This window comes from Yersinia sp. LJYL362, from assembly GCF_048323875.1.
This window is the reverse complement of the sequence record NZ_JBLWEX010000176.1, coordinates 1-13,484: the sequence shown is the minus strand read 5'-3', so window position 1 is coordinate 13,484 and position 13,484 is coordinate 1. Positions and strand designations below refer to the sequence as shown.

The following is a 13,484-nucleotide window of genomic DNA, read 5'->3' as shown; positions in this document are numbered from 1 at the left end:
AACTGACCCCCAATTATTACCGTGACCGCGTGTGCTTGAATGTGCTGGCCGGTTCTAAAGACAATGCGCGCGCGATTTATCAGGCTGCTGAAGGGCATGTGCTGGTGGGCGTGTTATCGAAGAATTACCCAGATGTCGACAGTGCCGTCAAAGACATGCGCGAGTACGCAGCCCTGATCGACAATGCTCTGTCGGTGGGGCTAGGGGCGGGTGACCCTAAGCAGTCGGCGATGGTGAGTCAGATTTCACAACAGGTACAGCCGCAACATGTGAATCAGGTATTCACCGGTGTTGGTACCAGTCGCGCCTTGCTGGGCCAGCACGATACGGTGGTCAATGGCCTGATATCTCCGACCGGCAAAGTGGGTTATGTGAAAATTTCCACCGGCCCGCTCAGTTCACAGCAAAAAGACGCGATTGTGCCGATAACGACCGCCATTGCGATGTTAAAAGATATGGGCGGCAGCTCGGTAAAATTCTTCCCGATGAATGGGTTGGATTCTATTGATGAATACCGTTTTGTGGCCGAGGCTTGTGCTGCCACCGGTTTCTGGCTGGAGCCCACCGGCGGTATTGATCTGGATAATTTTGAACAAATTGTGCAAATCGCGCTGGATGCGGGCGTGACGAAAGTTATCCCGCATATCTATAGCTCGATTATTGATAGCAAAACCGGCAATACCCGCCCGGAAGATGTAAAAACCTTATTGGATATCGTGAAAAAGATAGTGCAGTAACTCACTGATTTACCTGTTAAGAACTCAGTATCGGCGGAGGTAGGTGTGGTGGTTTGGCTTGGTGCAACACCTATCTTCTGGTAGCTCTTCCCTATGAGTAAGGACCAATATGAATAACTGTTCAACGGATTCTGGTTTGAAAGACCTGTCCGCAGGTATCGCTCTGGCTATGGTCGCGCTGTTTAATCCACTGGCGCACGCCGAACAGCCTACCCATCAGTCTTTTGTTTATGTCGGTACTTATAATCCGAATGGGGAAGGGGTTTACCGGTTCTTGGTTGACACTAAATCGGGTGAGTTAAGTGAGAAAACGCGGGTTAGCTCACTGGCGAATCCGGCACAACTGGTGGTGGATGCTCAGGGGAAAACTTTATACGTCGCCAGTGAGGTTGCGGATTTCAAGGGCGGCAAGCACGGCTCGATTGCGGCATATAGCATCAACCCGGCTGATGGTAATTTAACATTGATTAATCAGGTTGATTCTCAGGGCGGCGGGCCGGTGTATCTCTCATTAACGCCATCGGGTAGCCATTTATTGGTCGCTAACTATATCAGCGGTTCGGTGGCTGTTTTCCCGATACAAAGTGGCGGCAAACTTGCTGAGGCCAGTTCGGTCCAGCAAGATGAAGGCCCAGCGGGTGCGGCGAAACCGGCGGCCGCGGTGGAAGGGAGTTTCGCCATCAGCGACCACAATGGCCCACATGCGCATATGATTGCCAGCTCACCGAGTGGCAAATTTGTATTCTCCACCGATTTGGGCTTGGACAGGATTTATCAATACCAATTTGATGCGGATAATGGCAAGTTGATACCAAACTCGCCGCCGTTTATTAGCGCTTCATCCGCCGGCGCTGGCCCGCGTCATTTTGTCTTCCACCCTAACGGCAAAACACTATTCTTAATCAACGAAGAAGCCTCAACCCTCACCAGCTATCAGTTGGATACAGAAAAAGGTACTTTGAAACAGTTGCATACGCAGTCATCATTACCGGCAGATTACCGTGGGACCAGTTTTGCAGCGGGGCTGACGCTCTCGAAAGACGGTAAATTCCTGTATGTTGCCAACCGCCTGCATAACAGTATCGGCCAGTTTGCCGTGACGGCGGACGGGGAATTTAAGCCCGTGGATGAGGTCTGGACTCGGGGTGACTACCCGCGCACGCTGGTGCTTGACCCGACGGGGCACTACTTATACGCCATGAATCAACGTAGCGATAACATAACGCGCTTTAAAGTCTCTCCGCAAAATGGCAAATTGACCTTTGTCCCAGGCTATACCGCCGTTGGCAGCCCATCGCAAATGGTGTTCGTCCCGGCCGCACAGAAAAAATGATATGAGGTACGCGCCCCCTGCGGCCATGCTGTCAGGGGGGCAGCTAATATTCTGAATAACGGAGTGGAGCAGTGAGATTCCCCTATCAACGTCTGGCCTATATGTTCGATGCACTGCAATCGGAAACGCTACCTCAGGAGGAGTTGGCAAAACGCTTTGCGGTCTCAACACGTACTGTACGGGCTGATATTACGGCGTTGAATGAGATTCTGGAGCATTATGGCGCGCACTTTGTGCATAATCGTGGCTTCGGTTATCGGCTGATGGTGGACGATGCAGACCGCTTTCGTAGCCTACAGCAGCAAAATCGTAAGATGCACCTGACGCCACGTACCGCCAATGAGCGGGTGCATTATCTGTTAATCCGTTTTTTGACCTCTGCCTTTTCATTGAAGCTGGAAGATTTAGCCGATGAATGGTTTGTCAGCCGTGGCACATTGCAAAATGATATGGCTGAGGTGAGAGAAAGGTTAAGCCGCTATCATTTGACCATCGAAACTAAGCCTCGTTATGGCATGAAGTTGTTTGGCACTGAGTTGGCCATCCGTACTTGCCTGACAGATTTACTGTTTCAGTTACAACTACAAGATGCTGATAACCCATTATTAAAAAATGAGTTTTTAAGTATCCAAACTATTCCAGAATTGACGCGGTTGCTGCATGAATTACTCGCGCAATATGCCGTACGGTTAACCGATGAAGGCGAGCAATACCTGATTTTCTACTGTGCGGTGGCCATAAAACGTATCACCGACGGTTATCCCTTATCTGATTTTGATGCCGAAGATGTGGATGAGGCGGTTAAGTTGGCCTCGGGCGGTTTAGCAAATGAGCTTAAGCTGCTGTCAGGTAAAGATATTTCAGCCGCAGAGGAAGCTTATTTGCGCGTGAATATTGCTGCCCGCCGGGTGCAGGCCAGCCAGCCGAATACCAGTCGCCCGAGTGAAATCAATGCCGATGACGAAGAGACGCTGGTGGACTATATTCTTTCGTATATCAATGCTCACTATAACTACAATTTGCAGGGTGATAAGCAGCTGCGGGTTGATTTACTCACCCATATCAAAACGATGATTACTCGGGTTAAGTATAAAATCACTATTCCTAACCCACTGTTATCCAATATTAAACAGCACTATCCGATGGCCTATGACGTCACCTTGGCGGCGGTTTCCAGTTGGGGGAAATATACGCCTTACAGCTTAAGTGAAAATGAAATTGGTTATCTGGTTTTGCACATCGGGGTGGGCCTGGAGCGCCATTACAACATTGGTTATCAGCGCCATCCGCAGGTAATGCTGGTATGCGATACCGGTAATTCCACTACCCGAATGATTCAGGCGCAGATCTCCCGTAAGTATCCACAAATTGTGATGACTCAGACCATTTCCCTGCGTGATTACGAAAATCTCGACCATATCGACGAAGATTTCATTATTTCTAACTCACGATTAGCGGAGAAGAACAAGCCGGTGGTGGTGATGTCGCCGTTTCCGACAGAATATCAATTAGAGCAACTCGGTAAGCTGGTTTTGGTCGATCGCACCCGGCCTTACATGCTGGAAAAGTTCTTTGATAGCAATCACTTTATGATTATCGACCAGCCGATGACACAGGAGCAGTTGTTCAAAAAAGTTTGTCGTCAGTTGGAAGAAGAAGGGTTTGTGGATGCGGATTTCTACCCGTCAGTCGTCGAGCGGGAAGCAATAGTCTCCACCATGCTGGGCGAGGGGATTGCATTGCCACATTCACTGGGCTTATTAGCCAAGAAAACGGTGGTGGTCACTCTGTTGGCTCCTGATGGTATCGCTTGGGGTGATGGCGAAGTGGCTCATGTCATTTTCCTGTTAGCTATCAGCAAAACCGATTATGAAGAAGCGATGGCCATTTACGATTTGTTCGTGACTTTTGTGCGCGAGCGCTCGATGAGCCGTTTATTGAGCAGCCAGCATTTTGATAGTTTTAAGGCTATTGCGATTGATTGTTTGAGTCGAATTTAATTCATATTTTATTTTTATCCGATTAAGTGAGTGAGCGACTCGGTGGTGTTATACGGTGATGAGTTCGGTTGTTAATACTTCACCGTTCACATAACTGCCGTGGCTCCAACCGCCAAAGGGTGCGGGCGCGCACCCTTATGGAATCCCGCGCTTGCGCGAAATATTGCCCTACGGGTAAACCGCCTGCGTCTTTCGGGCTGACGAGCCAGCGCGATTCGCTCCTGCTCAAGCGCGCTTTTCGCGGGCGTCCATGCCCGCTCACTCTACCCTTACTCCTTGTCGGCAATATTCCTGATTGCGCTCAACGTCAAAGGAGAAAAACCATGGTTTTGGCCTTGAAGTTAAAAGCACATTTGAGCTGCCGAGTGAAGAGTGTAGCAAGGGCAACCCGCCATGGACGGCGGGTTGAGGTGTGCTTGAGCATGGATGCGAATCACACCGTCCCGTCAGCGAAATGATGAGTCGAGGGCACCTGCGAAGCAGGCAAGTGATACGTGCGTAAGCGCAGGGGTTCCAAGGGGGTTACGCGCTTGTAACCCCTTTGGCGGTTGAGGCACCTGTAGTTAAGTGAACACCGATCCCATATCAACCGAATCGATGACCAAATCAACCGAACCGATAATTAAATCCGAATCACTGCCACCCATATCTCCTGACAAACCAGCCTTTCACGAGCTGTGTCGTCACCATGTAACCTGCCAAAATCACAATCAGCCATGGGAAGTATGACAGTGGCAGCGCCTGTAATTGCAGGAATCCAGCCAGTGGTGAGAAAGTCAGCCCGATACCGACGACAACAACTGCCAGTGTCATTAAGCACAGCGGCCATGAGGCGCGGCTCTGAATAAACGGGATTTTACGGGTACGAATCATATGCACAATCAAGGTCTGGGACAGCAGCCCTTCAACGAACCAGCCAGACTGGAACAAGGTCTGCATTTCTGGCGTATTAGCCTTAAATACCCACCACATTAGGCTGAAAGTCAAAACATCAAAGATTGAACTTATCGGCCCAAAGAACACCATAAAGCGCCCAAGATCACCGGCGTTCCAGCGCTGCGGTTTTGCCAGTTGTTCTTCGTCGACATTATCGAAAGGAATGGCAATCTGAGAAATATCATACATCAGGTTCTGAATCAGCAGATGCAGCGGCAACATTGGCAAGAAAGGTAAAAATGCACTGGCAATTAGCACACTGAAAACATTACCGAAGTTGGAACTGGCGGTCATTTTTATGTATTTCAACATGTTGGCAAAGGTGCGGCGGCCCTCAATCACCCCCTGTTCCAGCACCATCAGGCTCTTTTCCAGCAAAATGATATCAGCCGCTTCCTTAGCAATATCGACTGCCGAATCCACAGAGATCCCGATATCCGCCGCGCGCAGGGCCGGAGCATCATTGATGCCATCGCCCATAAACCCCACCACATGGCCTGCTTCTCGCAGATTTTGCACGATGCGCTCTTTATGCATCGGTGTCAGCTTCGCAAATACGGTGGTGGTGCGAGTAGCTTGCGTCAGTTCTGCCTCACTCATCTGCTCAATATCACAGCCACGCAAAACTTTTTCGACCGACAGCCCGACATCTTTACAGACTTTACGCGCCACTAACTCATTGTCACCGGTAAGAATTTTGACGCTGACGCCACTGTTTTTCAATGCCAGTAGTGCGGGCGCGGTGCTCTCTTTTGGCGGATCGAGGAAGGCGATATAGCCTTCAAGAATCAGGTCATATTCGTCAATAACCGCGTAATCGCGCTGATATGCGGGCAAAATCCGTGTGGCAACCGCGACCACTCTCAGCCCTTGCTGGTTCTGCTCATCAGTAACGCGGCGGATGCGTGCCAGCAGCGCATCGGTCATTGGGATGACGTCATCACCCTGACGGACATGACGGCAAATAGACAGCATCTCTTCCAATGCACCTTTGCAGATTAGCTCGTGATAATCCGATTTGTCGCTGACCACCACGGACATCCGGCGGCGCTCAAAATCAAAGGGGATTTCATCGATTTTACGGTAACCCGCCAGTATTTCAGCAGACAGGGATGAATCGGTCATGGATGAAAGCACCGCCACGTCCAGCAGGTTTTTCAAGCCGGTTTGGTAGTAACTGTTGAGCCAGGCATAGCGCAGCACCCGCTCACAATTGGCTCCAAATACGTCGGTATGACTTTCTAACACAATCTTATCTTGGGTCAGAGTGCCGGTCTTGTCGGTGCACAAAACATCCATCGCGCCAAAGTTCTGAATAGCATCCAGCCGTTTGACGATAACTTTCTGTTTTGACAGCTTTACCGCGCCTTTTGCCAATGTGGATGTGACGATCATCGGCAGCATTTCTGGGGTCAAACCCACGGCAACTGAGAGGGCAAATAGCGCCGCTTCCCACCAGTCACCTTTGGTAAAACCATTGATCAACAACACAATGGGTGTCATGACCAACATAAAGCGAATCAACAACCAGCTGACTTTGCTGATACCACTTTGGAAAGCATTGGGCTGTTCATCCTGGTGGGTTACGCGCTCAGCCAACAGGCCAAAATAGGTTTGGTTACCGGTACCGATAACCATGGCCAGCGCAGAGCCACTCACCACATTGGTGCCCATAAAGCACAGGGTATCTCGCTCTAATGGGTTTTGTTCGTCACACTCCCGGCATTGTGCCACTTTCTCCACCGGCAGTGATTCGCCGGTCAGGGCGGCTTGGCTGATAAACAGATCTTTTGCTACCAGAATACGGAGATCCGCCGGGATCATGTCGCCGGCAGACAATTTGATAATATCGCCAGGCACCAATTGGGAAATCGGCAGTTCGCGGTGTTCACTTTTTCCGCTATGAGCATCACTGCGCAGCACCGTGGCGGTGTTGCTGACCATGGCTTTTAGCGCATCAGCTGCGCGGTTAGAGCGCGCTTCCTGAATAAAATGCATCAGAGTGGAAATCAGTACCATGGCACCAATCACCAGCGCAGCAGTGAGGTCTTCCGTGGCGTAAGAAATCAGGGCCAGAATGGTCAATAGCAAGTTAAAGGGATTGCGGTAACAGTGCCATAGGTGAACCCACCAAGGGGTAGCTTGCTGATTTTCAATCAGGTTACTGCCACTGTTTAGACGAATCGCCTCAGCTTCCTGTTCCGTTAGCCCTTCAGGGTGGCTTTGAAAGCGCTGGTAAAGTTGCTGGGGTGTTTCATTGGCGCACTGCAAACGCTGTAGCGTCAGGTCTGCCGGGATATCCTTAGCCGCACTTCCCGCAGAAAGCCCCTCTAGCATGGTTTCCCGACGGATCAGGCGGCGGGGCAGGTTACGGCTCAATACATTGAGCAATTGCCGGGTGAAATTTTTAACTTGCATGGTGCTAACCTTACTATCATGCCCTGAACTGTCTTCAGGTCGCGCCCACGGCAAACTTGCCGTAGAAAGGGCAAAAATATCATCAGCAGAAATTCACACAGAAGAAGTGCGCAGTGACTGCTTATCAGATTGTTATATCCAATAAGGCAACCACGTCAGACGGAGGATTACCTTATCGGTACACCCAAAAGGTGCAGACTGAGGGAGCTGGGTCCACTGGGTAATTAACCTCCGGTGAGTGAAGAATCGTTTTGACTGAGCGGCACACCATCGCGCTCAAACTGTTATACAAACAATAAACTGCGCCATGATTATGGCCACGGCAAAAATTACCCTGATGGAAGTTTCATCCGTTAGGGTAATAATATGTTACCAGTCATAGGGATATCATGCGCTGAATCTGATTCTATGCATGGTATGCTTCCCAATGTTCTGCTAAATATAAATAATACGGCAGCTACAAATAATCTGTTTATTATATGTATTCAAACCTAAACATTAGGTAAACCATGCAAAACCGTTTGACCATTAAGGACATTGCCCGCATGAGTGGAGTTGGAAAATCCACGGTTTCGCGGGTATTGAACAATGAAGGCAGTGTCAGCCCACAGACGCGCGAGCGAGTTGAGGCGGTTATTCGTCAGCAAGGGTTTACCCCATCAAAATCTGCCCGCGCGATGCGGGGTCAGAGCGATAAAGTGGTGGGGATTATTGTCTCGCGTCTGGATTCTCCGTCTGAGAATCAGGCGGTGCGCACCCTGTTGCCGTTGTTCTACCAGCAAGGTTACGACCCCATTTTGATGGAGAGCCAGTTTGATCCTGAGTTGGTCCGCGAGCATTTGCATGTTTTACAACAGCGCCATGTGGATGGGGTTATTTTGTTTGGTTTCACTGGGTTAACCGCCGAAATACTCTCGCCATGGCAGGCAAAAATGGTGGTGTTGGCGCGGGAATATGCCGGTTTTTCTTCCGTTTGCTATGACGATGAAGGGGCGGTGCGCCTCTTGATGGATAAACTGCGTCAGGCCGGGCATCGTCATATTAGTTATATTGGTGTACAGCCCTCGGATGCCACGACCGGTCTACGTCGCCACCAATCTTATCTCAATTACTGCCAGCAACATGGCCTGACTGCCACCGTTGCGCTGGGTGAACTGAGCTATCAGAGCGGCTTTCAGCTCGCGCCGCAAGTGATAAAACCTGATACCTCTGCGTTAGTTTGCGCCTCTGATACCATTGCTATGGGGGTTAGTAAGTACTTACAGCAGCAAGGGCAGCAAAACATTCAGGTATGCGGCATCGGCAACACACCACTGTTGCACTTCTTATTCCCCAATAGCTTGTCCGTCGAGTTGGGTTATGGCAGTGCCGGTGTGAAAGCAGCGCAGCAACTGCTTGATCAACTTAATAATAACCAACCCATTCAACAAATTATCATCCCCGGCCAATTGGCTTAATGCTTTTTTCTTGATAGCGATGCTCCCCGCAATCTCATTTTGGGTAGTGGGGCGTTTTGGTATTTATTGAATTTCGACTAAAAATCACACAAAAATTGTCAAATTGTGATCTCTAACCCAAGTTGGGAACGTTCCCATTCCATAAAAATAAATACCTGGCTAACCTTAAATAAGCAATTTGGAACCGATCCCACCTTTACGAAAGGTATGTTGAAATGAGCAAAGTGAAACAACAAGACATCGATCAATTGATCGTACTGGTGGGAGGCAGAGAAAATATTGCCACCGTCAGCCACTGCATTACCCGGTTACGTTTTGTATTAAATGATCCAGCAAAAGCCTTTCCCAAAGAGATCGAAAAGCTGTCGATGGTCAAAGGTTGCTTTACCAATGCCGGGCAATTTCAAGTGGTTATCGGGCCAGAAGTTGATGATTACTACCAGGCGCTGATTGCCACAATTGGCCAGAATGAAACAGATAAAGAACAAACCAAACTGGCTGCACGCCAGAATATGACTTGGTTTGAGCGCGGAATTTCTCACTTTGCCGAGATCTTCTTCCCGCTGTTGCCTGCATTGATTAGCGGGGGGTTGATCCTCGGTTTCCGTAATGTGATTGGTGACATCCCGATGTCCGATGGCAAAACGCTGGCGCAGATGTATCCGGCGTGGAAAACCATTTACGACTTTCTTTGGTTACTGGGCGAAGCCATCTTCTTCTACCTGCCAGTCGCTATCTGTTGGTCGACGGTGAAGAAAATGGGCGGCACACCAGTATTGGGGATTGTATTGGGCATTACGCTGGTTTCTCCGCAGTTAATGAACTCCTATCTGCTGGGGCAACAAATCCCTGAGGTATGGAACTTCGGTTGGTTCACGATTCAAAAAGTGGGTTATCAGGCGCAAGTTATTCCTTCGATTCTGGCCGGTTTAGCACTGGGCTGGATTGAAACCAATCTGAAAAAAATCATTCCCGCTTATCTCTACTTAGTTATCGTGCCAGTGGTGTCTTTATTGCTGGCCGTATTCCTTGCTCATACCTTGATTGGGCCATTTGGTCGCATGATGGGTGATGGTGTGGCATGGGGCGTGAAAGCGGTGATGACCGGTAGTTTTGCACCGATTGGCGCGGCGCTGTTTGGTTTCTTGTATGCGCCGTTAGTGATAACCGGGGTGCATCAAACCACATTGGCTATTGATATGCAGATGATTCAGAGCATGGGCGGTACACCTGTTTGGCCGCTGATTGCCTTGTCCAATATCGCGCAAGCCTCTGCGGTGCTGGGCATCATTATCATTAGCCGTAAGATCAATGAACGAGAAATTTCTGTTCCGGCGGCCATCTCAGCCTATCTCGGTGTGACGGAACCCGCCATGTACGGTATCAACTTGAAATATCGCTTCCCAATGTTGTGCGCCATGGTTGGCTCTGGACTGGCAGGCCTGATTTGCGGGCTGACCGGGGTAATGGCTAACGGGATTGGTGTCGGTGGTTTGCCGGGTATTTTGTCCATCAAACCGCAGTTCTGGGCGATTTATTCTCTGGCAATGTTGGTGGCAATTGTCGTGCCACTGGTACTGACCATACTGGTTTATAAACGCAAAGATAGCCGCGGTGAATTGCCGGTCTGAATCGCAAACCTCCGCCAGTGGTTATTCCCTGGCGGAGTTATTTTCTCAATGAATAAGAGTCTGCTATGAATAATCCTATCCCTTGGTGGCAAAACGGCGTCATCTATCAGATTTACCCGAAGAGTTTTCAGGACAGCACCGGTAATGGTTACGGTGACTTGGCGGGGGTGACGCAACGATTGGATTATCTGCAAAAGTTGGGTGTTGATGCCATTTGGTTGACACCGGTTTATGTCTCGCCGCAAGTGGATAATGGTTATGACGTGGCGGATTACTGCGCCATTGATCCGGCTTATGGCACTTTGGATGACTTTAAGCATCTGGTGGAACAAGCCCATCAGCGTGGTATTCGTATTGTGATGGATATGGTGTTCAACCATACATCCACTGAACATGACTGGTTTAAAGCATCAACAGACCGCAACAGCCCTTACCGCCAGTTCTATATTTGGCGTGATGGGCAGGGTGACAATTTACCCAATAACTGGCGTTCTAAATTTGGTGGCAATACCTGGCAATGGCATGCGGCCAGTGGCCAGTATTATCTGCATTTATTTGCCACAGAGCAGGCTGATCTCAACTGGGAACACCAACCGGTACGCGATGAACTGAAAAAAGTATGTGAGTTCTGGGCGGATATTGGTGTGGATGGTTTGCGTCTGGATGTGATCAATCTGGTATCCAAGCAGCAAGATTTCCCCGATGATTTTGACGGTGATGGCCGCCGTTTCTATACCGATGGCCCACGTATCCACGAATTTTTGCAAGAAATGAGCCGCGATGTGTTTCAGCCGCGCGGCCTGATGACGGTGGGTGAAATGTCCTCCACCCGCCTTGAGCATTGCCAACGCTATGCAGCATTGGGCGGTGATGAACTGTCTATGACTTTTAATTTCCATCATTTGAAAGTGGATTATCTCAATGGTGAGAAATGGTCGCTGATGCCACCGGACCGCGTCGAACTTAAGAAGATTTTTAACCAGTGGCAACAGGGCATGCATAATCGTGCCTGGAATGCGCTGTTCTGGTGTAACCATGACCAGCCGCGCATTGTGTCGCGTTTTGGTGATGAAGGTGCGCTGCGCTTACCTGCCGCCAAAATGTTGGCGATGGTGCTGCATGGTATGCAGGGTACGCCTTACATTTATCAGGGCGAAGAGATTGGGATGACCAATCCAAACTTCAGATCTATTGATCAATATCGTGATGTTGAAAGCCTGAATATGTTTGCTGAATTAAGGGCCAAAGGCCGTGATTCTGATGAGTTATTGGCAATTTTGGCGACTAAATCCCGTGATAATGGCCGTACTCCGATGCAATGGGATCGCAGCCATAATGCCGGTTTCAGCCAAGGGACCCCGTGGATTGAACCTTGCAGTAACTATGGTGAGATTAACGTTGATGCCGCGCTGGCTGATGCTGATTCGGTATTTTATGCCTATCAATATCTGATAGCCCTGCGCAAGCAACATGATGTATTTACGTTTGGTGATTATCAGGATCTTTGCCCGCAGCACCCAGATTTATGGTGTTATTTACGCAGTTGGCAAGGTAAGCAGCTGCTGGTGGTGGCGAACCTAAGTGGTGAGCCGCAGCAATGGCAGCCAAAGGATATAAAGCTTGATGGCAACTGGCAGTTATTGATGAGCAGCTACGGCGAAAGCGCCTTCCAACCGCAAGAGATGGAATTGCGGGCCTATGAGGGGATTTATTGGATTAGGGATTGATTAGATCAGTTTGGAGCTGGTTTCGGTTGAGGTGGCAATGCCAGCATTGAGAACAAATCTCATATCAACCGAAGCAAGATCCTCTCTATTATCCCCCCAATTTCAACTCTGGAAGCTGAGAAAAAATACTCACTAATCCTTCTCCCCACCCTTTACGGATCATCATAAAATACGGGTGATCTTCCGTGATCCGGTACTGCTGGGCGGTGCTGAAACTGTCCAGCGGGTAGATCATCACGTCCAGTGGCAATCCCACCGACAGATTACTGCGCAAGGTTGAATCCATTGAAATCAACGCACACTGCATTGCCTGATCCAGCGCGGTGTTGTAGCTCAACACGCGGTCGATAATGGGTTTACCATACTTACTTTCACCAATCTGAAAATAGGGTGTATCTTGCGTGGCTTCAATAAAATTCCCTTGCGGATAAATATGAAACAACCGCAGCCCCTCACCTTTAATTTGGCCGCCTAACAGTAGGTTACAGCTAAAATCTGTCCCGCCACTGTTTTGCTGTGCGCCGCTGTCCCGGTTAATCACCTCCCGCACCGTTTCGCCCAACAACGTGGCCGCCTCATACATCGACGGCACATTGATTAAGTTAGTCTGTTCGGGGTCTAAACATCGGCGTTGCAGTAAACTGACAATGCTCTGCGTGGTGGCAAGATTGCCCGCACTTTGCACCACCAGCGTTCGTTCGCCATCTTGCTGAAACAGATGCAATTTACGGAAAGTGGAAATATGATCCACCCCGGCGTTGGTGCGGGAATCAGAAGCAAACACTAATCCGGACGACAGCCGCATGGCCACACAGTAGGTCATAACCATCCTTAAAGCCTAACTCATTAGGCTATTTTATTTGCCATTTTGAACCAAGGCTGTGCTCAGAATCCTCACGTACTGCGTGTACGCTCCGGTTCTTCCGCGCTGTCCGTGTTCAAACTGACTACAACAATAACGCCTACTGGGTAGGTTTTTAGCAATTAAAAACATTTATTGCGACATGTCCAGTCGTGGGTTTGATAGCATATGCACGGCAGCTATGGTTTGCATATCTTCATAGCCACCGCCTCGGCGGATACCGCGCACCGGGCAGGCATCCAGATAATCGATGCCTACCGCCAGCTTCAAATGCTGATTCGGTTGGCAGGTATTATTGGTGACATCAAAACTCTGCCAATAGCCATTCAGCCAGACTTCAGCCCAGGCATGAGTCGCAACATGACTGGAGGATTCTGTATAAA

At 49.5% G+C, this 13,484-nt stretch carries 8 protein-coding genes and 1 pseudogene; 6 read left to right on the top strand and 3 right to left on the bottom strand.

From position 1 onward, the window contains the following. Positions 1-2: 2 nt before the first annotated feature. From dagF to ACNSO8_RS08565, 3 genes are all read left to right on the top strand, one after another. Positions 3-737: a 2-dehydro-3-deoxy-phosphogluconate aldolase gene (gene dagF / locus ACNSO8_RS08575; RefSeq protein WP_418394389.1), complete on the top strand. Its 735-nt coding sequence runs from the start codon at positions 3-5 to the stop codon at positions 735-737. Positions 738-846: 109 nt separating this feature from the next. Further along, positions 847-2,070: a lactonase family protein gene (locus tag ACNSO8_RS08570; RefSeq protein ID WP_418394388.1), complete on the top strand. Its 1,224-nt coding sequence runs from the start codon at positions 847-849 to the stop codon at positions 2,068-2,070. Between the two features lie 71 nt (positions 2,071-2,141). Then, entirely contained in the window at positions 2,142-4,070 is a 1,929-nt protein-coding gene (locus ACNSO8_RS08565; RefSeq protein ID WP_418394387.1) for a BglG family transcription antiterminator, read from the top strand. Between the two features lie 633 nt (positions 4,071-4,703). Here ACNSO8_RS08565 and mgtA read toward each other — a convergent pair. Then, on the bottom strand, positions 4,704-7,424 hold the full coding sequence (gene mgtA, locus ACNSO8_RS08560; protein ID WP_418394386.1) for a magnesium-translocating P-type ATPase: 2,721 nt from the start codon (positions 7,422-7,424) through the stop codon (positions 4,704-4,706). Between the two features lie 509 nt (positions 7,425-7,933). Between mgtA and treR the strand changes: the two genes are divergently transcribed. The 3 genes from treR (at position 7,934) to treC (ending at position 12,239) form a co-directional block, all read left to right on the top strand. Beyond that, entirely contained in the window at positions 7,934-8,881 is a 948-nt protein-coding gene (gene treR / locus ACNSO8_RS08555) for a trehalose operon repressor TreR (RefSeq protein ID WP_418394385.1), read from the top strand. Between the two features lie 215 nt (positions 8,882-9,096). Continuing rightward, positions 9,097-10,512: a PTS trehalose transporter subunit IIBC gene (gene treB, locus ACNSO8_RS08550; protein ID WP_418394384.1), complete on the top strand. Its 1,416-nt coding sequence runs from the start codon at positions 9,097-9,099 to the stop codon at positions 10,510-10,512. Positions 10,513-10,577: 65 nt separating this feature from the next. Beyond that, on the top strand, positions 10,578-12,239 hold the full coding sequence (gene treC, locus ACNSO8_RS08545) for an alpha,alpha-phosphotrehalase (RefSeq protein ID WP_418394383.1): 1,662 nt from the start codon (positions 10,578-10,580) through the stop codon (positions 12,237-12,239). Positions 12,240-12,327: 88 nt separating this feature from the next. Here the strand turns inward: treC and ACNSO8_RS08540 are convergent, their stop codons facing one another. Further along, complete coding sequence (locus tag ACNSO8_RS08540; protein WP_418394382.1) at positions 12,328-13,062, bottom strand: peptidase; 735 nt, start codon at positions 13,060-13,062, stop codon at positions 12,328-12,330. Positions 13,063-13,233: 171 nt separating this feature from the next. Next, positions 13,234-13,484 (bottom strand): annotated as a pseudogene (locus tag ACNSO8_RS08535) (transglutaminase family protein); the annotation flags it as partial.